General features: G+C 37.1%; 25 protein-coding genes. 8 read left to right on the forward strand and 17 right to left on the reverse strand.

The annotated features are described in order from the left end of the window. Positions 1-9 precede the first annotated feature (9 nt). A complete protein-coding gene (locus PECL_RS07020; RefSeq protein ID WP_050899587.1) occupies positions 10-1,182 on the reverse strand; it encodes an NADH-dependent flavin oxidoreductase in 1,173 nt (390 codons plus the stop codon). Positions 1,183-1,814: 632 nt separating this feature from the next. Further along, complete coding sequence (locus tag PECL_RS07025; RefSeq protein WP_014215880.1) at positions 1,815-3,368, reverse strand: ABC-F family ATP-binding cassette domain-containing protein; 1,554 nt, start codon at positions 3,366-3,368, stop codon at positions 1,815-1,817. 115 nt (positions 3,369-3,483) lie between these two features. On the opposite strand from PECL_RS07025, the gene PECL_RS07030 reads away from it, so the two are divergent. Together PECL_RS07030 and lepB are read left to right on the forward strand one after the other, a co-directional pair. Continuing rightward, positions 3,484-3,858, forward strand: a complete 375-nt coding sequence (locus tag PECL_RS07030; protein ID WP_014215881.1) for a VOC family protein — start codon at positions 3,484-3,486, stop codon at positions 3,856-3,858. An 88-nt stretch (positions 3,859-3,946) separates the two neighbouring features. Next, positions 3,947-4,543 carry a signal peptidase I gene (gene lepB, locus PECL_RS07035; RefSeq protein ID WP_014215882.1) on the forward strand — a complete coding sequence of 199 codons (597 nt, stop codon included), beginning with the start codon at positions 3,947-3,949 and terminating at the stop codon, positions 4,541-4,543. Positions 4,544-4,610: 67 nt separating this feature from the next. Here lepB and PECL_RS07040 read toward each other — a convergent pair whose 3' ends face one another. The 6 genes from PECL_RS07040 to PECL_RS07065 all read right to left on the reverse strand — a co-directional run bounded on the left by PECL_RS07040 (position 4,611) and on the right by PECL_RS07065 (position 9,700). Then, the gene (locus tag PECL_RS07040; protein WP_014215883.1) at positions 4,611-5,855 is read right to left on the reverse strand and encodes a glutamate-5-semialdehyde dehydrogenase; all 1,245 of its coding nucleotides are present in this window, start codon (positions 5,853-5,855) and stop codon (positions 4,611-4,613) included. Then, positions 5,855-6,664: a glutamate 5-kinase gene (proB, locus tag PECL_RS07045; protein ID WP_014215884.1), complete on the reverse strand. Its 810-nt coding sequence runs from the start codon at positions 6,662-6,664 to the stop codon at positions 5,855-5,857. Before proB ends, PECL_RS07040 begins: the two co-directional genes overlap by 1 nt. A 238-nt stretch (positions 6,665-6,902) precedes the next feature. Then, positions 6,903-7,688, reverse strand: coding sequence for a type I methionyl aminopeptidase (gene map, locus PECL_RS07050; RefSeq protein ID WP_014215885.1), 786 nt, complete (start codon positions 7,686-7,688; stop codon positions 6,903-6,905). Between the two features lie 58 nt (positions 7,689-7,746). Further along, entirely contained in the window at positions 7,747-8,610 is an 864-nt protein-coding gene (locus tag PECL_RS07055) for a DegV family protein (RefSeq protein ID WP_014215886.1), read from the reverse strand. Next, the gene (gene trxA, locus PECL_RS07060; RefSeq protein ID WP_014215887.1) at positions 8,597-8,926 is read right to left on the reverse strand and encodes a thioredoxin; all 330 of its coding nucleotides are present in this window, start codon (positions 8,924-8,926) and stop codon (positions 8,597-8,599) included. Before trxA ends, PECL_RS07055 begins: the two co-directional genes overlap by 14 nt. Before the next feature lie 36 nt (positions 8,927-8,962). Further along, complete coding sequence (locus PECL_RS07065) at positions 8,963-9,700, reverse strand: TerC family protein (protein WP_014215888.1); 738 nt, start codon at positions 9,698-9,700, stop codon at positions 8,963-8,965. Between the two features lie 129 nt (positions 9,701-9,829). On the opposite strand from PECL_RS07065, the gene PECL_RS07070 reads away from it, so the two are divergent. Continuing rightward, positions 9,830-10,747 carry a magnesium transporter CorA family protein gene (locus PECL_RS07070; protein ID WP_014215889.1) on the forward strand — a complete coding sequence of 306 codons (918 nt, stop codon included), beginning with the start codon at positions 9,830-9,832 and terminating at the stop codon, positions 10,745-10,747. A gap of 378 nt (positions 10,748-11,125) precedes the next feature. On the opposite strand, the gene PECL_RS07075 is transcribed toward PECL_RS07070, so the two are convergent. Genes PECL_RS07075 through PECL_RS07085 form a run of 3 tightly spaced genes read right to left on the reverse strand, consistent with a single transcriptional unit; the run spans position 11,126 to position 13,419 of the window. Beyond that, a complete protein-coding gene (locus PECL_RS07075) occupies positions 11,126-11,887 on the reverse strand; it encodes a YibE/F family protein (RefSeq protein WP_014215890.1) in 762 nt (253 codons plus the stop codon). Next, a complete protein-coding gene (locus tag PECL_RS07080) occupies positions 11,880-12,986 on the reverse strand; it encodes a YibE/F family protein (protein ID WP_014215891.1) in 1,107 nt (368 codons plus the stop codon). Before PECL_RS07080 ends, PECL_RS07075 begins: the two co-directional genes overlap by 8 nt. A 1-nt stretch (position 12,987) precedes the next feature. Next, complete coding sequence (locus PECL_RS07085) at positions 12,988-13,419, reverse strand: GNAT family N-acetyltransferase (protein WP_014215892.1); 432 nt, start codon at positions 13,417-13,419, stop codon at positions 12,988-12,990. Positions 13,420-13,568: 149 nt separating this feature from the next. On the opposite strand from PECL_RS07085, the gene PECL_RS07090 reads away from it, so the two are divergent. Beyond that, positions 13,569-15,734 carry an LTA synthase family protein gene (locus tag PECL_RS07090; protein ID WP_014215893.1) on the forward strand — a complete coding sequence of 722 codons (2,166 nt, stop codon included), beginning with the start codon at positions 13,569-13,571 and terminating at the stop codon, positions 15,732-15,734. 352 nt (positions 15,735-16,086) lie between these two features. Here the strand turns inward: PECL_RS07090 and PECL_RS07095 are convergent, their stop codons facing one another. Further along, the gene (locus tag PECL_RS07095; RefSeq protein ID WP_014215894.1) at positions 16,087-17,082 is read right to left on the reverse strand and encodes an NAD(P)/FAD-dependent oxidoreductase; all 996 of its coding nucleotides are present in this window, start codon (positions 17,080-17,082) and stop codon (positions 16,087-16,089) included. Between the two features lie 309 nt (positions 17,083-17,391). On the opposite strand from PECL_RS07095, the gene PECL_RS07100 reads away from it, so the two are divergent. Next, positions 17,392-18,345 (forward strand): nucleoside hydrolase, encoded by a 954-nt coding sequence (locus PECL_RS07100; protein ID WP_014215895.1) that lies wholly within the window; start codon positions 17,392-17,394, stop codon positions 18,343-18,345. A gap of 65 nt (positions 18,346-18,410) precedes the next feature. Here PECL_RS07100 and PECL_RS07105 read toward each other — a convergent pair whose 3' ends face one another. Then, a complete protein-coding gene (locus PECL_RS07105; RefSeq protein ID WP_014215896.1) occupies positions 18,411-20,387 on the reverse strand; it encodes a cation:proton antiporter in 1,977 nt (658 codons plus the stop codon). A gap of 628 nt (positions 20,388-21,015) precedes the next feature. After that, positions 21,016-21,951, reverse strand: coding sequence for an alpha/beta hydrolase (locus PECL_RS07110; RefSeq protein WP_014215898.1), 936 nt, complete (start codon positions 21,949-21,951; stop codon positions 21,016-21,018). 208 nt (positions 21,952-22,159) lie between these two features. On the opposite strand from PECL_RS07110, the gene PECL_RS07115 reads away from it, so the two are divergent. The 3 genes from PECL_RS07115 (at position 22,160) to PECL_RS07125 (ending at position 24,377) form a co-directional block, all read left to right on the forward strand. Continuing rightward, positions 22,160-22,585, forward strand: coding sequence for a helix-turn-helix domain-containing protein (locus tag PECL_RS07115; protein WP_014215899.1), 426 nt, complete (start codon positions 22,160-22,162; stop codon positions 22,583-22,585). A 5-nt stretch (positions 22,586-22,590) separates the two neighbouring features. Then, on the forward strand, positions 22,591-23,433 hold the full coding sequence (locus PECL_RS07120) for a hypothetical protein (protein WP_014215900.1): 843 nt from the start codon (positions 22,591-22,593) through the stop codon (positions 23,431-23,433). A gap of 362 nt (positions 23,434-23,795) precedes the next feature. After that, positions 23,796-24,377, forward strand: coding sequence for a DedA family protein (locus tag PECL_RS07125; protein ID WP_231952009.1), 582 nt, complete (start codon positions 23,796-23,798; stop codon positions 24,375-24,377). 118 nt (positions 24,378-24,495) lie between these two features. Here PECL_RS07125 and PECL_RS07130 read toward each other — a convergent pair whose 3' ends face one another. The 3 genes from PECL_RS07130 to PECL_RS07140 are packed head-to-tail and all read right to left on the reverse strand — an operon-like array spanning position 24,496 to position 25,863. Continuing rightward, positions 24,496-24,729 (reverse strand): hypothetical protein, encoded by a 234-nt coding sequence (locus tag PECL_RS07130; RefSeq protein WP_014215902.1) that lies wholly within the window; start codon positions 24,727-24,729, stop codon positions 24,496-24,498. Then, entirely contained in the window at positions 24,713-25,405 is a 693-nt protein-coding gene (locus PECL_RS07135) for a L,D-transpeptidase (RefSeq protein WP_014215903.1), read from the reverse strand. Before PECL_RS07135 ends, PECL_RS07130 begins: the two co-directional genes overlap by 17 nt. Positions 25,406-25,416: 11 nt before the next feature. Then, a complete protein-coding gene (locus PECL_RS07140) occupies positions 25,417-25,863 on the reverse strand; it encodes a hypothetical protein (protein ID WP_014215904.1) in 447 nt (148 codons plus the stop codon). Between the last annotated feature and the right edge of the window lie 57 nt (positions 25,864-25,920).

The raw sequence follows: 25,920 nt of genomic DNA on the forward strand, positions 1-25,920 counted from the left end.
TATAACGTTTTAAAATTTCTCCCAAGGAGCAGCCGCCTCTTTAAAACTTGTTGCAGGATCCTTTTCAGTAGATAAACCAGCAATTGGACGAAATACCGTCGTTAGGAATCCCCATAGTGGAGCAGGTATCGCTAAATCTTCTAAATCAGTTGGCGATAACTTGTACTTAATGCTTGTCTCATCACCTGCAATTACTTTTTCAACCCAATTAGGTTCACGAATAAGTTCACGTCCCATCGCAACAAATTCGAAACTATTAGCGGCCTTTTCAGCATCGACTGGTGTTTCAACATTACCAACAACCATTAGCGGAATTTCATCCCCTAAAGCCTGTTTAATCTGTTTATTGATTGGCTCGGTGTCGCTCTTATCATTCAAAGAAGTACGCCAGACATCTCCCATTGAAACGTGCAAGTAATCAATCCCGGATGTTGAAAGTTTCGAAACAAACTCAAGTGTCTCTGATAATTGAATACCTGGAGTTTCAATCTCTTCAGGTGAAATACGATAACCCACGATGAATTTCGACTTTCCACTCTCTTTGACAACGTTCATAACTTTCTTAATAACTTCCAGTGGAAAGTTCATTCTGCTTTTAAGGTCACCACCCCATTTATCATCACGTTGATTAGAGTTAGGGGAAAAGAATTGCTGAATTAAATATGTGTTAGCACCGTGAATCTCAACCCCATCAAATCCAGACAAAATTGCTCGTCTCGTCGCATTCCCAAAATCACTAATTGTTTCAAGTATTTCTTCTTCGCTCATAGATGCTGGTTCTTCTGAGCCTGGTCTTTCTGCCCGTATTGCGCTTGCGCTAACTGGCTTTTTTCCTCGCAGGATTTCAGATGTTGTCATTCTTCCAGCATTAAAAATTTGTAAAATTGCCTTAGTACCATTGCTCTTCATAGACTGTGCCAGCTTAGAAAGTTGTGGTAAAACAGAGTCGTTTGCAACTGAAAGTTCACCCTCAAAACCCTTTCCGATTTCAGATACATTCGCGCAACCAGTTATTTCCATCCCAACACCGCCAGAACGACGGCGATAATATTCAATTTCGTCGTTTGTTACGATTCCATTTTCAAAAGAACTCATTTCGGTCATAGGTGCCATTACAATTCTATTTTTAACCTCTGCCCCATTCTTCAAAGTATATGAATCTAAAAACTGATATTTACTCATCTGTATTCCTCCTTGTTTGAAAACAACCATAGTTTATCACAGCCAGACATTTGGGTGGTCAAATCGTGTGTTGTTTTTGAGAAAGAGAGTGAAACAACCCGGTTAGCTTGTGAGGATTAACAGAGAACGGAGCTTTGACGTTTTTGGTCAAGGCTCCGTTCTTGGTTAACCGGAAGAAGCTGGGTTGTGTAGCTCATTTCAAATAAAGAGTAAAACGGATCAGTTAGCTTATGAGCATTACCAGCTCGTAAATAGCAGATATTCTATTACACAAAACTTAATACTCATACCTTTAAGTGGAATTATTTTGACTTGTTTCTCGTATTTTTACTGTTTAGTTCGGAAAACTAAAATCTAGATTCCGTTTTTTGGGTAATAAAAATACGAGTTGCCTCACAACTCGTAAATTGGTAATGATTTTAATTTTCGAACTGAATAGTTGAAACGAGTTCCACGAGGCAATTTTCTCTACAAATACTCGGTAATTTACCGCCTCGATCCACTCTATCTATCTGAAACGAGTTACTCAACCCAGCTTCTTCCGGTTAACCAAGAACAGCACCTTGACCTAACCCGTCAAAGTGCTGTTCTCTGTTAATCCTCACAAGCTAAACGGGTTGCCCTACTCTCTCTTATTTTTCCCGATCCAACCTTAACCTTGCAACGTTAATTTCTTTATCAATCCATGAACGATAAAAATTATCCTCATGAGATACAACGATTAAATTCCCTTTAAAACGCTGCAAAGCTTCACTCAACGCCTGCTTAGTCTCTTCATCTAAATGGTTGGTAGGCTCATCCATAATCAAAAAATTAGAATCAATCAGTTCAAGCAATGCCAGCTTAACTTTAGTTTGTTCTCCACCGCTTAACAAATGCATTGGCTTCATTGTGTCTGCAGCATTAATTCCACATTTAGCTAGCTTAGTTCGGATTGTTTTAGGCAACATCTTTGGATATTCTGCTTGAATCGTTTCTAGAGGAGTTAATTTAGGATTATCCCACATTAGTTCTTGACTAAAATAATTAACCTTAGCAGACGGCGAAAATTTAGCAGTTCCGTTAATTGCTGGAATTAGCCCTAATATACTTTTAATCAAGGTTGATTTTCCTGCACCATTAAATCCAGCAAAAGCTACTTTCTCCCCTGCCACCATTGAGAAAGTGATTGGTTCCAATAATTGTTTCTTACCATAACCAACCGCTAGTTTTTCAACTGCAACAGCATTTTGTGACCCTGTTTCCAAATAAGGAAAATCAAAATGGCCTTTAAGATTTTCACTTGGTGGATCTATCTTATCCATGCGATTAAGCATCTTTTCACGTGATTTCGCCATTGTGGAACGTTGACCTGCTTTATTCTTACGGATAAAGTTTTCTGCCTTTTCAATAACAACTTGTTGTTTCTCAAAAGCTTTAAGTTGTGTTTCCTTTCGTGCATCCTTTTGGCGCATAGCGGACTTAAAATCACCGCGATACTTAGTTATCTGGTTAAAAGCAACATCACAAATACAGTTAGTCACTTTTTGTAGAAAATCGTAATCATGTGAGATAACCATAAAAGCTCCTTGAAAACCATTCAAATAATCAGCGAGCCATGCAATATGTGCTGTATCTAAATAGTTAGTTGGTTCATCAAGAATTAAAACGTCAGGGTTTTGAAGCAACAACTTGGCCAAAATAATCTTGGAGCGTTGTCCCCCACTCATTTCACTAACGATATGATCCTTACCAATATCATTCAAACCTAATCCGCTCATTACACGATTAATCTCAGTATCGATATCATAAAAATTATTGGCATCAAGGTTTTCTTGAATCCTGCCAGCCTTTTCCAATAACTTATCATCTAACGACTCAGCATAGTCTGCGTAATATTTTTCCATCAAATCACGCTGCTTGAATAGTTCCGCATAAGCAGTCGTTAAAAAATCATAAAGCGTATCATTCTTAGGAATGTCCGCATACTGATCTAAATAACCGTATGATATTTTATTCTGCCAAACAATTCGTCCTTCATCCGGCAACGTTTCACCGGTCAAAATTTTAATTAAAGTACTTTTCCCAGCACCATTTTGTCCCACAATTCCCATGTGGTCTTCTTTATTTAACTCAAAATTTGCATCATCATATAACTTTTTATCTGCAAAGCCATGACTAAGATGCTCAACTGATAACAAACTCATCTTCTTACCGATCCTTTTAAATATTACTAACAACCACCGTAACACGGCTCATTAGTAGTCGTCAAACTTTAATAATAGTGTATACTAATAACCATTAAACATTACGGAGGGAAAAATGAATATACGTGAAATTGATCATATTACTTTAACAGTTACAGATATCGCTCGTAGTGAACGCTTTTATCATGAAGTTTTTGACATGCCTATTCTTGAAAACGCTGAATATGCTGGTGTACGCTGCGGTAAGCAACGCATTTATTTCGTCACTTCCAAGGAACAACCGGCCTTTAAACCTGATACTACCTCAATTGGAAGTGTTGATTTATGCATTATAGCTAAGGACCCAATGGATAGCATTGTTAACCACCTAAAAAGTTACTTTGTAGAAATCATTGATGGCCCCGCTAAACACGAAGCTACTCATGGTACTGTTAATTCAATTTTTATAAAAGATCCCGATGGAAACTTAATCGAAATTGCTAACTATTAACCATATTATTACAAACATGTGAAAACTAATTGTATAGTTTCACTTACCCCCAAAAAATATTTTATTTTCAAATTACTAAGGAGTTTCTATGTCAAAAACAACTGGTTTTATCAAAGATTTTATCGTCCCAATTCTAATTGGCTTATTAGTCGCATTCGTAGTTAAAACCTATCTTTTTTCATTTGCAAAGGTTGACGGTGCTTCAATGAATCCCAACCTGCATACTGGAGAATACGTTCCAATCTTAAAATTTGAAAAACCTCACCATGATTCAGTTATCGTCTTCAATGCTAGTGGTGTTGATCCACGAGCAGTTGGTCAAAAAGACTTCTACGTCAAACGAGTTATTGGTATGCCTGGTGATAAAATCAACTATAAATCTAACGGTGAACTTTTCATAAATGGAAAAGAAGTCAGCCAAAGCTTTATCTCAAAAGATCAACAACAATTTGGAACCCTTGCCCCAATTAATATGAACGACGGTTTTAATTTAAAACAACTGTCTGCTCAAAATAAGTGGCAACCGTCTCAAACAACTGTTCCAAAGAACTCCTACTTCGTTATGGGAGACAATCGACAAATTTCAAACGACAGTCGTTATTGGGGATTTGTTCCTGCTTCTAAAATCAGTGGAGTTGTGAAACTTCCTTTCTGGGACAGCCACAAAGACAAAATCAACAAATAGTTTTACACGAAAAAAGCTTAGTTCTAACTACGTGTCGTCAATTGCGACCGTCCTCAGAACTAAGCTTTTATTTTCTTATTTGTCCGTCACCATTTACGATATACTTTGTAGAAGTAAGAGCTTCTAGACCCATTGGCCCCCGAGCATGAAGTTTTTGGGTACTGATTCCAATTTCTGCACCAAAACCAAATTTAAAACCATCCGTGAATCTTGTTGAAGCATTTACATAAACGACTGCGGCATCAATTTGATTAGTAAACTGTTGACTATGTTGATAATTATTAGTAATAATGGCTTCACTATGTTTTGTATTGTATTTATTGATATGCTCAATTGCACTATCAATATCGTCAACCACCTTTATCGCCATAATATAATCATTATATTCTGTGCCCCAATCATCATCAGTTGCACTGTTAATGTTTGGCAAAATTGCAACAGCACGTTCGTCTCCCCTTAAATCAACATTGTATGGATTCAGCGCTTTTTCAACGCGAGGCAGGAACTCTGATGCAATGGCGCTATTAACAACTAACTTTTCCATTGCATTGCAGACTGATGGGCGTTGAGTTTTTGCATTTACAACAATATCAACTGCCTTCTGTAAATCAGCACTTTCATCAACGTAAACATGGCAATTACCAGCACCTGTTTCGATTACCGGTACTTTTGCGTTTTGAATCACCATTTTAATAAACTTGGCACTTCCACGCGGAATTAACACGTCTAAATAATCGGTTAACTGCATCAACTGATTTGCAATATCGTGTGAAGGGTCATCTACCATCTGAATAGCATTCTTCGGAAATTCGTGTTCAGATAAGGCCTTGCGCATTATTCCAGCGAGAACGACATTAGAATGAAGAGCTTCCTTGCCACCACGTAATATTACCGCATTACCCGATTTAAAAGTTAAACCTGCAGCATCTACCGTAACATTCGGTCGTGCTTCAAAAATCATTCCAATTACACCAATTGGCACTCTGACCTGGGAAATCTTTAAATCATCTTCGGTTTTCCAACCTTTGATCTCCTCACCAATAGGATCCGCAAGAGTTGCAATTTGTAGCAACCCATCTGACATCGCTTCAATTCTTTCTCGTGTTAGTTTCAAGCGGTCCAGCATTACAGATTCAACGCCATTTTCAGTAGCGTGGTTCATATCAGTTTCATTCGCTTGTAAAATCTCATCTGAATGTTCAAGTAATGCCTCTGCCATTACTTGTAATGCTTGATTTTTTTTAACAGTGGATAACTGGGAAATCTGATTTGCAGCAATTTGGGCATTCTTTCCCATTTGAATTAAGTCCATTATTCTACCCTCCGAATATCATCTACATTTCTAAATAACGTGCCAACTTTTTTTCCAGCCAGAATATCCTCAATAATGTGCGGGTCTTTTCCATTTGCTAAAACCATTTGTTGATTGTTTTCTAAAACCCGTTTAGCGGCATTGAGTTTTGCTTTCATCCCACCTGTACCAAACTCTGTTCCTTTTCCGCCAGCAAATTCCGACAAAATTGATTGATTCAGATTCGTTACCTCTGGTATTAGTTCAGCATTGGGATCAGTACTAGGATTTCCTGTATAAAAGCCGTCAATATCTGATAACATAATCAAAAGGTCTGCATCTATTACCTCTGCCACAATTGCCGATAGCTTATCATTATCACCAAACTTTGTCATATGATCCAGTTCTTCGACAGACACGGTGTCATTTTCATTTACGATTGGAATCACATTTAATTTCATTAGCTCCTGAAACGCATTAGAAACATTTTGCTTACTTTGTGGATAAAGTAATACATCCCTCGTTAACAACATCTGAGCGACACTTACTCCATATTTAGCAAAACGTCTTTCATAAATTCCAATTAGCTCGCCTTGCCCGACCGCTGCAACAGCCTGTTGTTCAGGAATACGAGTTGGCCGTCGTTCTAGTCCCAGAATACCCATCCCAGCACCAATCGCACCAGATGATACCAAAACAACTTCTTTTCCACTTCGCTTGAGCCCACATAATACATCTGCCAAACCATTTATTGAGCTTCGATTAATTGTTCCATTTGAATTAATTAGAGAACTAGTCCCAACCTTAACCACTATTCGTTGTGCATTCATCTTTATCATCTTTCTATATTGAAGTTTTACCTAACATTTTAACACTATCAATTTTATAATGTCTCCCACTTTTAATCGCACTTATCAACTATCTAACCTTCTACCAAACTAAAAAAACCGAATGACTTAGAATTCCCATAGCCATTCGGTCTTCATATTAACTAGTCCATACAACTAACTAGCTTACACTTATAAAATAACTCCAATTATGCAATGCACTCTTTTTTACATAAACGTGCTATAGTAAATATTTTGCATCTTCAACTGGGTCCTGTGACGTCAAAATCTTAGGGCCATCGTTAGTAACAACTAAGGTATGTTCGTACTGACACGAAAGACTACCATCTAAAGTTGTAACCGTCCAACCATCTGGCGCAGATGTGTCACACTCCCATCCGCCAACGTTAACCATTGGCTCAATTGTGATTGTCATACCATTTTTCAACCTAGGGCCATGGCCAGCTTCTCCATAACCAGGGACCATTGGATCTTCATGCATCGTCGGTTGGATACCATGCCCTACAAATTCACGGACATCACCATATCCCATTTCATCTTCAACATAGCTTTGGATAGCATGGCCAATATCACCAATTCGGTTACCTACCACAGCTTGATCGATTCCAAGATAGAGGGACTTTTTTGTAACCTCCATCAACTTTTTAACCTCATCGCTGACTTCGCCTACCGCAAATGCCCAACATGAGTCCGCCATGTAACCATTAACACTCACAACAGTATCAACTTTAACTAAATCTCCGGACTTTAGGATTAAGCTTTTACGTGGGAAGCCGTGACAAACTTCGTTATTAACACTTACACAAGTTGCATACTCGTAACCTTCGAATCCTTTTTCTTCAGGAACAGCATTATTATCCTTCAAGTATTTAAGTGCATAAACTTCAATATCCCAGCTTGAAATACCAGGTTTAATTATATCGCGTAATCCAATATGCATGCCTGCTAAAACCGCACCAGCTTTTTGCATTCCTTCAATTTCACGTTCAGACTTTAATGTAATCATTTTCTACTCTCCATTCCAACAAACTACTGAAAACTTTCTTTCCCAAAAGTCTCATTCTTTAAACTATCTTTGACCATACCAGACCAACAGCATGATTACCTGTAAAAGTACCAATATACGGACCAATCGTACCCGTTTCTATTTGCAATTGTGGAAATAGCTCTTTCAAACGGCCCTGCCATTGAACATTTCGATCCAGATCATTTGCATCAATCACTGTAACAAGCCAATTCGACTCATAATCAGCAACCTGCCCAACTAAAATATTTTCTATTGCTTCCATAGCATTACTCATCTGACGCTCTTTTTCAACAATTTCAAGTCGACCATTAGCATTTACGTGCAAAATCGGTCTCATTCCCAAAAAAGATTCAATTAGTGAGGTTCGATTAGCAATATTCCCGGTATTTTGTAATTCCTTAATATTATTAACAGCAACATATGCATACGTATTCTCCCGAATTTCACGGAGCTTATCTAAAACAGTATGAATATCCATCCCATCTTGAAGAAGTTGTGCCGCCTTAACTGCTAGATTCCCCGTTCCAACTGATATTGATCTAGAATCAAACGGAAAAACTTGCAAATCATGGATCGAAGGAACTGTAGCGGCAACGCTATTAATAAATCCACTGATTCCACCCGAAATTCCAACACAAAGTACTCCCTCGTACCCTTGTTGTGCTAAATTCAGGAAAACTCCTTGCATCTCATGCATCGAGACCTGAGATGCTACAGGATGACTTTTCTCACTTTTTAACATCCGAAAAAATTCAGCTGTATCTAAATCTACGTTTTCGTGATAAACCCGATTACCAAACATTACGGGTTGGTTAACAACAACAATTGAATGTTTACGCACTATAGCGGGATCTAAATTAGCAGAACTATCGACAACCACCGCAATCTTACTTGGATTCATTTTCGGTAATCTTCTTTTCTATATATTTTTCAAGTTTTTCTTTAGGATAGTAGCCAGTCACTTTTTCAATGGCCTTGCCATCTTTGAACAGCACTAGTGCAGGAATACTCATTACTTTGAATTCCTTTGCAGTCTCAGCATGATGATCTACGTTTAGTTTACCAAAATGAATCTGGTCGCCATACTTTTGTTCCAAATTCTCTAAAACTGGTTCCATCATCTTACAAGGACCACACCATGGCGCCCAAAAGTCAACCAGTGTTAATCCTGACTTTGTAGCTTCTTCCAGATTATAACTCGTAACCGTAACTGCCAAGTTTCCTCACCCTACTTTCTAACATTGATTATATCATTATTTGCTTTTTTCCCGTGAACGAAGGTAATGAATCCCAATTGTAATAACAAACGCCAATAATACGATTAATGCAAAAACTCCCGATGGAATTTCAAAATCAATCATTGGGATTGATAAAAACAACTTTAACGCAATAATTCCAATTAAGACATATGCCATTGTTTCTAATTCCGGTATCCGATGCATTAACCCCATGATAACTTCTGCAATTCCTCGCATACATAAAATTCCGATTAAACCACCTAACAGAACAATAACTGGATTACTAGAAATTGCTAAGGATGCCAACACAGAATCAACAGAAAAAATCAAATCCATCATTTCAATTTGAATTACAACTCTCCAAAATAACGAAATTTTGCCTTGTTCCTTGACTAGCTTATGTGTTTGTCGTCCCTTTTTATGATGATCAAAGAATCTGAAAACTAAGTAAGCAAGATATAAAGCTCCAATAACTTTAATTTCCCAAAGGTGAATTAGGTAGGTCCCCAATCCGATCACCAAAAATCTAAAAACGTAAGCGCCCCATAATCCGTAGAAAAGTGATTTCTCGCGATCTTTCTTGGTTTTTAAAATTTGAGTTTGCGTTGCCAAAACTACTGCATTATCAACTGACAAAATACACTCCAATAAAACTAATGATAAAATTATTAACCAGTCTGATTGTGATGTAAAAACTTCTTGCCAATTATGAACATCAAAGAAAGGTCCATATAATTGTTGTAAAAAATTCATTCTCAGTTAAGTCCCCTAATTTTTATAAAAAATTCTACACTAAAACATCTATTTTAACTGATTTTACTTATTTTTTCAGCTTAACTAGTTTAGTATATTACATAGTAACTTTGAACGGAGATAACTGGTATGTTAAAAACATCACAACTCACATCAGATTTTGCCTGGATTCAAGTATCTAACCCCACAACAGTGGAAATGAAAACACTTTTAAATAAATATGGTGCAACTGTAGAAACCTTAGGTTACGCAGTTGACCGCAATGAAAGAGCTCGGACAGAAATCGATGAAGATAATAACATCTATCTTATTATTTTTGATACCCTCAGTTCTGATTTTTCTAAAAGTGGAGAAACGGAACCAATTTCATTCATGTTTGTTAAAAATGCTCTTATTAGTTTTACACATGAAAGTACTAATTACGTTAATAAATTATTAAGCCGTAACATTGATACAATCAATAAAGATAATATTTCTGTTGAAATGATTAATGCTGTTTTAGAAACCCTTTACTCATTGACCACTCGCTATTTAGATGCTGTCATGCAAATTAATTTTGAACGTCAAAACATCCAGAATAAATTTAAAAGCAAACTCAATCACGCTGGAATTCAAACCATGTTACAGCTGGAAACAAGTATCATTTACCTGTTAACGGCCTCCAAATCTAACAGTACTCTACTTGTGGGCATGAGTCGTACTCAGCAACTTCAATTAACTAAGCCTCAGCAGGAGCGTCTACAAGATATTATCGTTGAATCACAACAAGGACAAGAAATGGCTCAACTGGCCTCTGATATTATTGAAAAAGTCTCAAATTCTTACTCAAATGTTCTTGATAATAACCTAAACCAAACCATGAAATTCTTAACCATTTTTTCGATTGTCTTAGCTGTCCCGAACATTGTTTTCGGTTTCTATGGACAAAATGTCACTCTTCCATTTGCAGCTTCTGGCGCTAGTTGGATTCTAACAATTGGCATATCACTTGCACTTATTTTAATAGTAACGATTGTCGCTAATTGGAGTGACTTTTTTAAAAAGTAAAAAGATACTTTTTTTCGTAGTTATATTTATAGACATGATTTTATGGTTTAAAAAATGAGTTTGGTCGCAAATAAAAACTTCATTTTTACCCTAGTTACCCTAGATGGTAAAAACACGAAAAATAAGTCAAATAATTCCGCTTAAATACGAAAAACGAATGATGAATAGCCTATCATCATTCGTTTTTTGTCCTTACCAGTTCCTATGAGGCGCTCTTCGCCCATAGGGACACAATGTATGAGTATTAAATTTTGTGTAACAAAACATCTGCTGTTTACGAGTTAGTAATGCTCGTAATTTCCCGACTTATGTCTCGCTCTCTTTATTTCAACCTTCGCCACTTCTTGAACTATATCTCATCTACTCATATTTTTGTGGCTACTTAACCTTACGATGCCCTTCACGCAGTTGAATTACTGCCGTTGTGAGTGGAACTGTTAAAACAACACCAATAACTCCAACTAATATCATAAAAAGCTCTGCTACAAAAATTTTGTTGTTAATAAATCTACCAAATCCATAATTTAACTTTACATACCACGTAAAAAGTCCTAAAAAGCTTCCAAAAAATCCAAAAAAGAGGGTATTCAAGGCCGTTCCAATAATTTCTTTTCCAATTTCCATTCCATTCTTAAAGATTAGTCTGCTATCAATTTGTGCATTACTTGATAATAGCTCATGTGTTCCTGCCGATACAGCAATTGCTGCTTCAGCGATTGCACCTAATGAACTTATTAGCATTGTTGACAACATTAAATCTTGAAATTTAATTCCAATCAATAACGAGAGTCCTTCCAGGTCTTCGTTATTTTCATTGCCAAATCCTTGAACTTGCAAATGTGGCAACAGCACAAATATTAAAGTCATCGTAACGACTACCACTAAAATAGAACCAAGAAATGCATTTTCTGTTACTGTCTCTTCGTCAGAGCCTAAAAAAATAGTTGTTGCTAGAATCAGCATGCTACTTAGTAGTGAAATCACAACCGCCGGAAATCCCCAGGAGATCAGGACAACGTTTAAAAAAAGAATCGCAAAATTACAAAAAATACTGAAAAAAGCTCGCGCACCATTCCAGCCACCAACCCAACACATTGCAATGGCCAATACTAAAATCAACATAGGAATTACGCTAAACATGTTGTAGCCCCCCTTTGGTCCGCAATAGAACACTAGCCAACCAACCAGCGAGAGGAATTGCAAGTACAATCCCAATACCACTAATTAGACTTTGTACCATACCCAAACCCATGTTCATTTCAAAAGAGTATCCCCAACTATTACCATTTCTTAAAAATAATGCCATCATAGAAAACGTATCAGTCATAAAAATCATAAAAAGGACATTAATTAAGGGACCCATAATATTTTTTCCAATATTATTTGCCGATTTGGTGATTTGCCCTACTGACATTGATGGTGATTCCTTAATGATCTTCGATAAACTAACTACAATATCAGTTGATTCATCCATTACTGCACCAAGTGAACCAAGGATAGTCTCTGCAAGAAAAAGTGGTTCAGGATTTTGTGTCACATATTCCATCGTTTCAAAGTGCAGCCCCTGTTGGCCAGTCACTGCAAATACTATCAGGCTAATAACAAGTGCACTTGCAGTCCCACCGATTGTTGCTAAAAAAGTAACTAACATTTTGCGATTCCTACCTAATACTAGACTAAGAGTCAAAGCCGCAAATACTACCGATAAAGCGCCAAATATGTACAGGACTCCAAATCCTTGCCTGCTAACGTCCAATACAACTGCCAAATAAAACAGCACTGAATTAAGAGTCAAACTTAAAATGGCGTAGATCCCTGTGGATTTCATTAAAAGAAGGAGCCCAATAACAATTAGCAACATAAAAGTAATGATTGTGTCTCGTTTGATGTCCTGGATCAGCGCACCTGTTACCTTGCCTTTTGATTCTCTTAAATTCAAAATAACTTGCTGTTTTTTTTGATATTGAACATCCATAGCCTGGGATAGAGAAAAGGTATTTTGAACCTTAATCTCCTGGCCTTTGTACTGTCCATTAAGAATTTTAATAGTTAAATTTTGTTTTGTTTGAAAATCTTGATTGTGAAAATTATCTTCTTGTGGTACTCGTTTACCATTCGTAACAGATTCGATTCTTCCGATTGGACTAGAATACAAGAATGCATCGTTATGTACGAAAAACAAGATTGCCAGCCCAATCACTATTCCAAAAATTATCAGTCCAACCTGTTTTTTCTTCATATTACAAAACCTTCATCATCCAATAATGCTTAATCCCTGCTTCCATCTCTGCTTCTCCAAATCGATCATAATCCATGGCAAAGTAGAAGGGCTGAGCGTCTTCTTGTGCATGTAAAACCATCCTAGAATATCCAGCTTCCTTAGCATCAGCTTCAATTACCTCAAATAACTTTTTAGCCAGTCCATGTTGTCGGTACTCCTCTAGTGTTGCCACCCTCTGTACCAATAATTCATCATCTGCCTGCGTTCTCGTACGGGCCGTTACTGCAGGCTTCCCGTCTTCATAGCCAACATAATAGCTGAAGAGATCTTCGTTTTCATCAAACTCAAGTCGAGGATCAATTCCTTGTTCAACCGTAAAAACCTGCTTACGAACCTCAACTGCATCTAAATAAATTGGTCCCTGTGCACCTTTAACTTTTTTTATGTCCATAATTTCACCTCAAAAATAAATTTAAAACCATCATACCGCAATTTTTCGCAAATAAAATTGTGAATAACTTAAGATTTAGCAAATCTATTCTATGTTAGAATTGATGCTGTATCTTAATTACAAAATCCTTGTTTGAAAGGCATTCAACAATGTTAAAATCTTTAAAATCAAAAATTGATACCAGATTTGGCTTTTTCTTGTTGTTAGTTTTCCTATTCTGGGCCAAAACTATTTTTGCATACTTAACCGACATTTCGCTTGGCGTAACGGGAATATTCCAATGGTTTATCATGCTAATCAATCCAATTGCTACTACTGTATTGCTACTTGGAATTGCCCTGTATATAAAACCCAAGCGATTATTTTATTGGCTAGCCATGTTACTTGACTTAGCAAACACCGTTTTACTTTATCTCAATGTTATCTATTTTCGTGAATTTACTGATTTTATGACAGTAAATACCATGCTAGGATACTCTAAAGTTAACCAAGGACTTAGTCAAAGTTCTTTAACTCTTACTAATATCCACGATGTTTTCTATTGGATTGATCTGGTTATTATCTTAATTCTATTAATTATGAAAAAAATTAAGATGGATCCCCGCCCACTACCTAAGAAATTCGGCTTTCAAATCACTTCGCTAGGATTTTTGATGCTTGGATTCAATATCATGCTCGGTGACATGGATCGTCCCCAATTAATTTCCCGAACTTTTGATCGTTCTTATATAGTTAAATATCTTGGTCTTGATTCATTCACCGTCTATGATGCAATTCAAAGTGAACAAAATAACAAAATGAGGTCGGATGCTAACAAGAGTGAACTAACCTCGGTCGAAGACTATGTCAAACATCACTATGCTGACCCATCAGCTGTAACTTTTGGTAAAGCCAAAGGTAAAAATATTATCATCATCCATCTAGAAAGTTTTCAACAATTTCTAATTGACGATAAGATCGAAGGCCAAACCGTTACACCATTCTTAAACAGCATTTACCACAGCAAAGATACTTATTCCTTTGATAACTTTTTCAATCAAGTTGGTCAAGGAAAAACAAGTGATGCTGAAAACATGCTTGAAACAGGCAGTTTTGGGACAGCGCAAGGATCTCTTTTCGCCCGTTTAGGCTCAGACCAGACGTTCCAAGCTGCTCCAGCAATCCTAAAGCAGCACGGTAATTACTCTTCTGCTGTTTTCCATGGAAATACTGCTTCATTTTGGAATCGTAACAATGTTTACAAAAACATGGGTTACCAAAACTTTTTCTTTGCCAGTTACTATGATGTTTCTGGTGATAAATCAACTACTTATGGGCTGAAAGATAAACTATTATTTAAGGATTCCATTAATTATTTGCAACATCTACAACAGCCTTTCTATGCTAAGTACATTACGGTTACCAATCACATCCCGTATACTCTAGATAAGGAAGACTCTAGCTTTAAGATACCTAATACTGGTGATTCAACTGTTGATAACTACTTCCGAACTGCTAACTATCTCGATCAGTCTGTTCAAGAATTCTTCAGTTTCTTAAAAAATTCTGGTTTATATAATAATTCCTTGATCCTGCTTTACGGAGATCATTACGGTATTTCTAATTCTTCTAATCCAGCATTGGCTAAGACTTTCTCACAGGATCCTGATCACTTTAAGTCATTTGGAAAGAATCCTAGTGAGAACTGGACACCATACGATGATGCTCAGTTGCAACGAGTTCCACTTATGATTCACATCCCTGGACTTAAAAAAGGTGGTATTCAGCATCAATACGGTGGCGAGATTGACGTTCTCCCTACTTTACTACACATGGTAGGCGTTAATACTAAGAGCTACCTTCAATTTGGTAGCGACCTCTTCTCAAAACAACATAGTCAAGTTATTGCATTTAGAAATCAAGACTTTGTCACACCTGACTACGCAAGTATCGGGGGAACTTACTACAATGCTCATACTGGAGAAGCTATTGAACATCCTGATAGCAAACTTCGGAAACAAATGGCCAAAGACCAAAATAAGGTTAAAGAACAACTCGGAATGTCAGATTCATTAAACGATAAAAATCTTCTTCGTTTTTACAAGAACCCTGAATTTAAACCGGTTAAGTCCAATGACTACAATTATGCTAATGACTTACAACAGCTAATTAAAACTGAAGAAAAATTGGGGCTAAAATCAACTTCAATGTATTCTAAGAATCGCGATAGTTCGTTAGTACCTTTATATAAGACAGATGCTCCAGAAGCAAACCATAAGTCTACTGGAGAAAATCGTCTAAAAGTAACTAATCCTGACGATTCGAATGGTAGTTAATGTCAGTAATAAAAAAGGTCACCGTTATTTCAATTTGAAATAGTGGTGACCTTTTTATTTAAATATTGGGCTGGAACATGAGTTAAAACCTAAATTTGTTTTGAACTAATGCATGAAATATGGAAACAAGTATCTGATTTTGTGTAACAAAATCCTCTGTACTTGACAAGCTAGTGCCACTTCTTATGAGGCGCTCTTCGCCCATAGGAATGGTCAGCGTACGAGTATCTTGGCTTTGTGAAACAAAGCTTTCCTTGCAAGCTACTCCCTTGCTTCGTTCTCTATCTAAAACGAGTTACTCAACCCAGCTTTCTGCTAATCCTCATAAGCTAACCAGGTTGCTCCACTCTCTTTATTTGAACATTGCCGTACTGTGCAGTGGTCCCTTTTTATCAGGATAAAGAGCCTTCATAATCTGACTAACCGCCATTGGTCCTTCACCAAACGCTGTAGCAATCAAACGTAGCTTTCCATCGTACTCAATGCCATCCCCAATTGCGTATACGTTTTTAAGATTGGTTTGCATCAAGCTATTTACTACGAACATTCGGTGTTCCTGATCCACGTCCAGGCTCCAATTCTTAATAACCTTATTGCTTGAAATAAAGCCGTAATTTACAATTAGGTCATCGTATTGATATTGCTCCACTACCTCTTCGCCAACCTTCTTCAAACCAACCGAAAGCTGTCCATGATTCTTCTCTACTGAATTAATTAAGTACGGTGTTAATACTTTCACATTGGAGTCAAGCAACTGATTAACACTGTGTTCCATACCACGAAACTCATTTCGTCGGTGGATAATAGTTACACTTTTTGCTACACCCTCAAGCATTAAAGCAATATCAATTGCTGAATCCCCCCCACCTGCTACTGCAACTTCTTTGCCAACTAACGTTTCAATTTTGGGTAGGGTATAAAATAAATGCTTGTTTTCAATAGTTTCAAGTCCATCAATTGCCAATCTTCGTGGATTGAATGCTCCATTTCCAGTCGCCAAAATCACTGCTTTAGTGCGTGTTTCACCCTCAGTAGTTTTAATTCGATAAAAATCGCCTTCTGGAAAAATATCTATAACCGTTTCGCTTAGTTTTATTTCTACATCAACTAGCCTAACCTGTTTTTCAAGGGAACTAATAAAATCAATTCCCTTAATCCCAGCATATCCACCCACATCGTAAATCGTTTTTTCTGGATATAAAGTAGTGACCTGTCCACCAACCTGATCCAAACTCTCAATTATTTGGGTTTTGGCAGTTCTCATTCCCGCGTAAAAGCCGGCAAATAATCCAGCTGGTCCGGCGCCGACTATTGTAATATCATAAACTTCATTTTGCATTAAACTCATACTCCGTTTCATAATTAACTTCCATTATATTAACCCGTTGTTTCCAAAATTAAAAGAGTGGAATCTGGGACATAAATTGAAACCTTAATTTAATTTCCAAATTAAATAGCAGAATTGCATGAAATAGGTCAAATGATTCCGTTTAAATAAAAACTCATCATTTTCCGTTCTAAGTCCCACTCAAATTAGTCATTTTTATAGAAAAGGCTTACATTCATACAAAATAACATTGTGTTAACGAATACTTTCTCGTATGATTAAAGTGAAACATGTAGTAAAACTATTACTTATTCTAGGGGGCTTTTCACATTGGCACAGAAGAAAATGATCTTGGATTTAGATACTGGAATTGATGATGCAATGGCAATCGCTTACGCATTAGCTGCTCCAGACGTTGATTTAATTGGAATTGTTTCATCATATGGTAACGTTTTAACACCGGACGCAGGAGTTAATAGTTTAAAGATCCTAGAATTACTTGGTCGAACTGACATCCCAGTCTACTTGGGTGAAGAGCATTCACAAACCACTGATCATTTTGACGTTATGCCAATTAGCGCTAAGATCCATGGTCAAAACGGAATTGGTGAAGTTGAATTACCTGAGCCATCAAGAAAATTAGAATCTCAAAGCGGTGCTGATTTTATTATTGAAGCTGCCCATCAATATTCTTCCAATCTGATTTTAGTGCCTACTGGACCACTAACTAACCTAGCACTAGCACTTCGTAAAGATCCCGATATTGCTAGTTTAATTGGCAATGTTACAATTATGGGTGGCGCCCTAACTGTTCCCGGAAACGTTACCCCCGTAGCAGAGGCCAACATTAATCAAGACCCACACGCTGCCAATGAAGTCTTTACTAGTACTTTAAACTTAACAATGGTTGGTCTTGATGTAACTCTAAGAACCCTACTCACAAAAAAAGAAACACAACAGTGGCGTGAGCTCGGAACAAAAGCTGGTACAAAATTTGCGGATATTGTTGACTATTACATTGATATTTACAAAATTACTAGTCCGCACTTGGGTGGCTGCGCCTTGCACGACCCTTTGGCAGTTGGAGTATCTCTTGATCCTTCATTTGTAACTTCTATGAAGCTCAATATGTTCGTTGATACTACTCCTGAAATGTGGGGTCGCACAATTGGTGATCCCGGGCGTCTAACCGATCCCAATCCTAACGTAACCGTTGCCCTAACTGTTGATCAAAACCGCTACTTGCAGACCTTTATGAATTACCTAACCGCACTATTCAAATAAAATCTCCAAAAAACTAAGGATCCTTATAAAAGTCGTCAACTTGACTTTATAAGGATCCTTAGTTTTTAACTATAGATACCATCATTCTGCATATAAACTAATTCATCGTTTGAAATCTGCGCATATAAAACATCCGCTAATTCCCGTGAAATTGTTCCTTTTGAAAGCTGTTCCTGAACATAACTATATTCCTGTTGAAAAGCATTAATAAACAATTCATCCTGAATTTCATTATTCTGAACATTGTTTTGAAAACGACGATGTCTTTCCCTATAGTATCTTTGTAGCCATCCAACCGTATTACTATTACGCGAATTAACAATATCCTTTAAGTGTTTAAAAATAACGGGTGCAATTTGCTCCTCAATTTTATACAGATCATTTTGCATATTCTCAAATTGCTCATGTGTAAAATTTTGGGGTATCTTAACACTTCGATGCTTCCACCGATGTAAAAATCTGAAAATTGTATATTTAATTCTCACCCACACATTTTGGATAATTGTTTGCCCTAAATGAACTGATTGTGCCAACATAATTCTCTGATAAGTTATCTGTTGCTTGGTAGAAATTTCGCCTTTATCAACTAATTTTTGTAATTGCTTATTTTCCAAATCTGAACATTCTTGATAAATACGAGTAATTTCCCTTCTTTTAGGTGTTCGATTTACTTTACGCTGACTTTGGAGAGTCGCCACTACGGCTTGTGTTTCAATTGGATCTTCTTCCACCTCGAGCACTTTATTAATCGCATATTTCACCATTTCCTTTACATGAAACTTAACATCATCAGGGGAATAGGAAAGAGACTTGCGAGGCAATACCATAGGTAAAATAATCGTTGGCACTAAGATACTGATCACAATCACACAACCTGCGATAAAAATTAAATCACTACGGTAGGGAAATTCGGTCTTCCTAAACATCAATGGAATTGAAAATGCCATTGCAAGCGTAATCGTACCGTGAATTCCATTAATTGCAATAATTGCGTTATTTAATTTCCTATCCTCTGGCCGAATACGTAAACTTGCAAAGTGTAGGGAAACCCACAGATAACGCACCATAACCATAACAGTATATAGAACCAAACTAATCCCAATTAGTACCGCAATAGACGCAACTTGTTTATTAGTAAGGATAATGTCTGATATAACGGTTGGCAATGTTACACCCAATAGGATAAAAACAAAACCATTCATAATACTGCTTAAAACACTCCATGTTGTTGTGGAAACCACCTGAATTCGAGTTGAAGTTAATCTCAGTTGCCTTCTTTGGGTACTCTGAACCAACCCAGATGCCACAACAGCCAGTATTCCCGAAGTCCCTAATCTCTCCGCGAGCAGATAAACAATAAATGGCACAATTAGACTCAGTGGAACAAGTACATTAGGATCGTCCAGCTGATGCTCTGTTAAAAATAATTGAATCCTTACAAGGATAAACGATATAATCATCCCGAATAAAAGGCCCCCGAAAAAGACATAAATATAATCCATAACGCTAAACCAAGCCGAAAATTTGCCTGTCTCAAAGGTCAAAAGTGCTAAATCAAATGCCACAATACCACTGGCATCATTAAATAATGATTCATTTTTTAAACTATTCATTGCTGATTCGGGAACAGCTAGATTACGTGTAAGTGAAGACACTGCTACGGCATCCGTTGGCGTGATAATCGCTCCTATAGCAAAAGCTAATGCCAGTGGGAGTGCCGGTAACATTGCATGTGCTAAAAATCCCACAATAATAATAGTTGTAACCGCTAAGCCTATTGATAGTGAAAATGTATTAGAAAGGTTACGCCTCAAATTATTAACATTAGTTTCAAATCCGTCACTGTACATAAGTGGCGCAATAATTGCTAACATAAAAATATCCGGTACCAAACTAAAATGCTGAAATGTTGGAATGATTGACAATACTAAACCAATCAAAATCTGAATAATTGCTGGTGGAATTATCGTTATACTATTAGCAACTGCATTCGAAATAACAACTGAAAAAATTAAAACAAGTATAAACAATACAGTCTCCATACACATCTCCTCCATTTTCTTAGATTCTACCATACTAATAATTTGTCCCTTAGTTTCAAGTTCTGCTCTAATTTAAAGGGAATCATTTTACTTAAAAAGGCCCCAAACAATTAGTATCATTGCTTAGGGTTTCGCTGTTTGCTTATTGAGCAATGGGGGTGCGCTCTCTATCTGAAATGAGCTACTCAAGGCAACCCCCTCCGTTTAGCCAAGTCCACCATCATGACATAAACCGTCATAATGGTGGGACTCTGATAATAATCTGTGGCTAACCGCCAAGCTGCGCTCTGTATCTGAAATGAACTACTCAAGGCAACCCCTTCCGTTGAGCCAAGTCCACCATCATAACTTAAACCGTCATAATTGTAGGACTCTGTTAATCCTCACAAGTTAACCTCCGTGCTGCGCTCTCTATCTGAAATGAGCTACTCAACCCAGCTCCTTCCGGTTAACCAAGAACAGCGCCTTGACCTAAACCGTCAAAGCGCTGTTCTCTGTTGCCAGTTCCTATGAGGCGCTCTTCGCCCATAGGAATGGTCAGCGTACGATTATCTTGGCTTTGTGAAACAAAGCTTTCCTTACTTAACCATGTACTAATCCTCACAAGCTAACCGGGTTGCTTCCCTCTCTATTTCACATATCTCCCCAAAAACTTTTCCACCGTTTTTTGGTACAGTGGATAATCTTTTTCAATCGACTGCGCGTGCTTTGCTCCCTTAATTAGTAACTTTTCTTTAGGTCCCTTTGTTGCATCATAAACCTGATTAATCATCTTAGTTGGCACAAATGTGTCATCGGTTCCATGAATGAACAACATGGGCCTTGTATTTTTATGCAACTGTTTAACAGAGCTTGCCTCAGAATAATTATATCCCGCTCTAATTTGCGATATTGCGCTAACAGTTGGTACCAATGGCCATTTAGGTAAATGATACATTTCCTTTGCTTGATAGGTTATTTCATCATCAACACTAGTATATCCACAGTCTTCAATATAGGCTTTCAACTGGTGTGGAACATCCTTTTGCCCACTAGTCATCATAACTGTGGCACCCCCCATACTGATCCCCCACATAACTAATTGTTGGTTTTGTCCTTCTTTATGTAATAAGAGATTCATCCATTTCACATAATCTTTTCGGTCCAACCAACCATATCCAATAAATTTTCCCTGACTTTGTCCATGAGCGCGATCATCAGGAGCCAGTACGTTATAACCCATTTGGTGAAACATTCCCGCTGCCGCTCCGACATTCTTTTTGCTATTCATGAATCCGTGAACTAAAATTGCTGTTTTATTAGTTTTATGTTCGGCAGGAATAAAATTAGCATCTAATTTTAGATCCCCACCAGCTGATTTCATTGTCCAATGTTGTTTGTTAACCGTTTTGTACCACTCTTGATTTTTATAGGTTGGATTGCTCTTACTTACCTGTGCGTCAGCACTAATAAAACTTTTTGGTGAACGCACCTCTGCAACGTGAAAGAAATACATTCCCGCTGCAATATCTACGACCAACAAAACTCCAACAATAATGCCCAACCATTTCAAAAATTTCTTCATGTTCAATCCCCTCTCAACCAAACAACTAGTATACATAACATTGATAACTTATTGGGAATAATTTAAATTGCAAAGTTCAATTAATTAAGCATACCAATGGTTAATAGTATTTACGTTCTTTTTAATATGTTACAAAACCTAGTTAAATTGTCGCAATCGACTGAGTGTATTAGAATATAGATAAACAGTTTATAACGAGGTGAACAATATGTTTCCAGAACGATTACGTGCTCTACGCCACGGACGTGATATTACTCTCGTCGAACTGGCAACAGAACTAAATGAAGTGAATCCAGAAGACAGGGACCACTATAATACATCAAACCAAATTGGAAATTGGGAACGCGGAATTCGTACACCCTCATATTTGGAAGTGAAAAAGCTAGCCGAATATTTTGATGTAAGTATGGATTATTTGTGTGGACGAGCCTCCTTGAATGAATACGATTTGAATAAGTTGTTTTTATCCGGAAAGCAACTCACTTTCGATAAAAAAATTTTAAGTGGAGACGATCGATATGAAGTCTTTCAGCTAATTGATGGTTATTTTCATGGCAAAAAGAGTCGTCCTATCCATCATGATGAGTCTGGTCAACTTGACCTAAATCTTTCGCGTGATAAAAACCAGGAGTGAATATTTTGAATCCCAAACAACTAAAAAGAATAAAAAAAAATCTAAAACAGAAAAATAATAAACCTAACTACATACAAAGAATGAATAGTTATCGTGAATTATTCAGTGAATTTCCACAAATAATTTTTTTAGTTAATCACGTTCTGGAAAGTGATCGACTTCTTTCAAGGGGTCTATTACCGCAGCCCCTTCCATTATTAGAACTACCAGAAAATATTCAGGACACAATTTTTGAATCGGTTACGCAGCAATATCCGATCGGAGACCCCCAAGGTGACCAGCTCTGGGATAAATACAGCCGAGAGCTACCAAAGTTAGATCAACTACTCCGTTCTTATCGTGACTATCTAGAAGAACATTACGGAATGTGGTGTTATATTTCAGCGCCATTCGTTGATAAACTTGCAAATTATATTGATGGCAAACCAGTATTAGAAGTAATGGCAGGAAATGGTTACATTAGCAAAGGATTGCGCGACAAGGGGCAAACCGTAATTGCCACTGATTCGTTAGATTGGACTAAGGAAAACGAAACGGGGCGCAACTTAGTCACTGAAATTGAAAGACTTGATGCAATTAAGGCAATCAAAAAATATGGCAATCAGGTTGCCTTTGTGATCATGAGTTGGTCACCAGATGGATTATCCATTGATCAGGATATCTTAAAAAATATCCGAGATACCAATCCAGGCATAAAATTAATTTGCATTGGAGAACGCAATGGAGCTACTAATAGTGCTGAATTCTGGCAAATGGCGCAGTACGTTGATGAAAATGAGGCGGAAACCTTAAATAAATATCATCAACCTTTTGATCTCATTCAAGATCAAGTTTACATTATCAAATAAGAATTTGAGCCAACAAAAAAAGGTCTGGAATTTTCGTTCCAGACCTTTTACCGGTCTTCAGTTAACTGAATGATATCCGTGACGGTTCACACATCATTGATATCTCACACTCTATATACGATAGAATACGTGTGCCGGTTGAAATAATCACTAGCCGCCAGCAGCGGAACAGTACAAGTACTGTCTGATTTATCTCGACTCATCGCATAACTATAATTTACCATTAATCATAACTATGTTCAAGTTTAGTGATAAAATAAAAACACATTAAAAATTTGAATGGTTTTTACCATTCTTTACAGGTGGCTATTATCGACTTACTAATTAATTTTTTGTTTCATCCACTCACATACGTGGTTCCGATGGCGGATTCGCTGAATAGCTGGATATATTTTATACTTTTTATTTGGATTTTCTTAGAAACAGCATTCATTTTCTTCTCATTCCTACCTGGCCAGTCCGTTTTATTTCTAACCAGCACGGTTGCTGCTTCTGAAACTTCCCATCTTAACATCATTGCGCTTTTTTTAATATTTGTTTCCTCTGCAACGTTGGGCGCTATGGTGAAATATTACTATGGGCTCACCATGGATTCACGCAATCACATCGCAAAAAAGATCAACAATTCTGATCAAATGTCTCAAACCGAAGACTTTTTTGACCAGCATGCTGACAATTCACTGCTATTTGCCCGTTTCATACCTTTTATTGGCCTTTTTGTACCAATTATTGCTGGCACAAGCCAAATGAACTGGCGTCGCTTTAATTTGTTAAATTTTGCAGGAGTTTTGATTTGGGTGGGTACCTGTTGCTTCATTGGCTATTATTTTGGAAATACCCCTTTTATTAAAAAATATTTTACGATTATTTTCACATTACTAGCAATTGTTCCAACTCTTTCCGGTGTTCTCTTCCGTTATTATCGTCAACGACAAGCTGCCTAATTTATCTAAAAACAGTATATTAATATAGAAATATCCTAAAATAAAACAACCTAAGATTACTTCGGATTGATTACCTTGATCATCTCCAAAAAATCTTAAGTTGTTTTAATATACTGTCCTATCGTTTTAATTTTATTTCAAAAACCCGATACACAATTGTAAGCAGGCAGTAAATCACCATAGCAACTACAATCCGTCTAAAACCTAAAACGGATTGTTTTGTGATAGCCCAACCGATCAACTGTACAAAAAGTAGTGCGATCAAAAGAATTCCTGAGGTCTCAAGAAGTTCACGACCAAATCCACGTTTTTTATTCATCCATTTTATGGCATAACTAATCAATCTCGACATTAGTTCCCTCCTTGATGTTTTCATACAACCACTTAGCATCTGAAACGCTTAGCCGCACGCATCCGTGTGAATTAGCTTTTTCTCCTAATTCTTCTGCTTCAGATTTAATAAATTCCCCATTCCGGTCCGTTGGAACCGTATGGAAAAGATAAATTCCATGATCTTTAAAAGAAACATAATACTTCGCACCTTCCTTTGACTGACTGCTATAAAAAAAAGCCCCTCGCTCCGTCTGGATTTTAAAATGCCCAGTAGGTGTAGGACTTGCAGGTGAGCCCGTGGAGGCACGCATAGTATATAATTTTTTAGAACCATCCATGAAAAAAACCCTTTGTTGAGCAGTCGATACTTTGATCGATAGATCAGGATACTTGTTTACTTTCGGGTATGGTTTGTTTTCCGAAGGCGCCTTCCAGTCAACTTTTTTAGTCTGAATGGCGGCTTTTTTGCTTTGCTTTTTTTGAGGCGCTTTTTTCTTAGGTGCTGTTGAACTTTGCTCATCGCCGGCTAAGGAACTTTTACTTTTATTTTTTGGTAATTGTCTCTCTTTTTTCAGCCGCTTAGCATTTTGAGCCTCAATCCGAACTCTGTTTGTATGATATGCTTGAACACCAGTTACGGTTGTAAAAGCAAAAACTAGTAACATTAGTCCCATTAATTTTGTAAATCGACTCACAGTACCACTCCCTACTTGTTTTCATCAAGATGTTCAAATTGGGTGGTAACCCACTCTGTAAACTCATGTGAAATGACTACTTGTTTTTCCAACAATTGATCAACCGATCCCAATTTATCAATTCTTAAATGCGAATTGTTAATTTTCTCAGCCTCAAAAACTGCATAAACATTGAGCTCGTAGTCTTTATCTTGTTCAATCACTTTTTCAAGCTGGGTAGGATAAAGATAAGGTAGATTAATTATATTAGTTTGAATTCGAATAGTTACATCTTTATTAACAGTAATCACGGCCTCAACAATCTGTTGGTCTTCAACCGCATCTTTTAAGTAGTCAAATATTTCGGTAACTCCAGTATTATCCTCTTTTTTCAAAGAAACTTTTGTTATTTTAAAATCCTTACTTAAAAATGTTGATTCCTTAAGTTGTTGAATTATTTCACTTGCAGCAATTTGCATAAAAAAACTCCATTCGTAGTTAATGCTATTAGTTTAACATCATTTAAGATATAAAAA

Source organism: Pediococcus claussenii ATCC BAA-344 (assembly GCF_000237995.1).
GTDB classification, from domain to species: domain Bacteria; phylum Bacillota; class Bacilli; order Lactobacillales; family Lactobacillaceae; genus Pediococcus; species Pediococcus claussenii.

Coding starts and splice junctions, on each gene's coding strand:
- PECL_RS07075 (WP_014215890.1), bottom strand. CDS start 11,887: ATGTTTAGCGTAATTCCTATGTTGATTTTAGTATTGGCCATTGCAATG.
- PECL_RS07105 (WP_014215896.1), bottom strand. CDS start 20,387: ATGGAGACTGTATTGTTTATACTTGTTTTAATTTTTTCAGTTGTTATT.
- PECL_RS07030 (WP_014215881.1), top strand. CDS start 3,484: ATGAATATACGTGAAATTGATCATATTACTTTAACAGTTACAGATATC.
- PECL_RS07070 (WP_014215889.1), top strand. CDS start 9,830: ATGTTAAAAACATCACAACTCACATCAGATTTTGCCTGGATTCAAGTA.
- PECL_RS07110 (WP_014215898.1), bottom strand. CDS start 21,951: ATGAAGAAATTTTTGAAATGGTTGGGCATTATTGTTGGAGTTTTGTTG.
- PECL_RS07025 (WP_014215880.1), bottom strand. CDS start 3,368: ATGAGTTTGTTATCAGTTGAGCATCTTAGTCATGGCTTTGCAGATAAA.
- PECL_RS07130 (WP_014215902.1), bottom strand. CDS start 24,729: ATGTCGAGATTGATTAGTTATGCCATAAAATGGATGAATAAAAAACGT.
- proB (WP_014215884.1), bottom strand. CDS start 6,664: ATGAATGCACAACGAATAGTGGTTAAGGTTGGGACTAGTTCTCTAATT.
- PECL_RS07040 (WP_014215883.1), bottom strand. CDS start 5,855: ATGGACTTAATTCAAATGGGAAAGAATGCCCAAATTGCTGCAAATCAG.
- PECL_RS07055 (WP_014215886.1), bottom strand. CDS start 8,610: ATGAATCCAAGTAAGATTGCGGTGGTTGTCGATAGTTCTGCTAATTTA.
- PECL_RS07115 (WP_014215899.1), top strand. CDS start 22,160: ATGTTTCCAGAACGATTACGTGCTCTACGCCACGGACGTGATATTACT.
- PECL_RS07080 (WP_014215891.1), bottom strand. CDS start 12,986: ATGAAGAAAAAACAGGTTGGACTGATAATTTTTGGAATAGTGATTGGG.
- lepB (WP_014215882.1), top strand. CDS start 3,947: ATGTCAAAAACAACTGGTTTTATCAAAGATTTTATCGTCCCAATTCTA.
- PECL_RS07090 (WP_014215893.1), top strand. CDS start 13,569: ATGTTAAAATCTTTAAAATCAAAAATTGATACCAGATTTGGCTTTTTC.
- PECL_RS07065 (WP_014215888.1), bottom strand. CDS start 9,700: ATGAATTTTTTACAACAATTATATGGACCTTTCTTTGATGTTCATAAT.
- PECL_RS07125 (WP_231952009.1), top strand. CDS start 23,796: ATGGCGGATTCGCTGAATAGCTGGATATATTTTATACTTTTTATTTGG.
- map (WP_014215885.1), bottom strand. CDS start 7,688: ATGATTACATTAAAGTCTGAACGTGAAATTGAAGGAATGCAAAAAGCT.
- PECL_RS07020 (WP_050899587.1), bottom strand. CDS start 1,182: ATGAGTAAATATCAGTTTTTAGATTCATATACTTTGAAGAATGGGGCA.
- PECL_RS07140 (WP_014215904.1), bottom strand. CDS start 25,863: ATGCAAATTGCTGCAAGTGAAATAATTCAACAACTTAAGGAATCAACA.
- PECL_RS07085 (WP_014215892.1), bottom strand. CDS start 13,419: ATGGACATAAAAAAAGTTAAAGGTGCACAGGGACCAATTTATTTAGAT.
- PECL_RS07095 (WP_014215894.1), bottom strand. CDS start 17,082: ATGAGTTTAATGCAAAATGAAGTTTATGATATTACAATAGTCGGCGCC.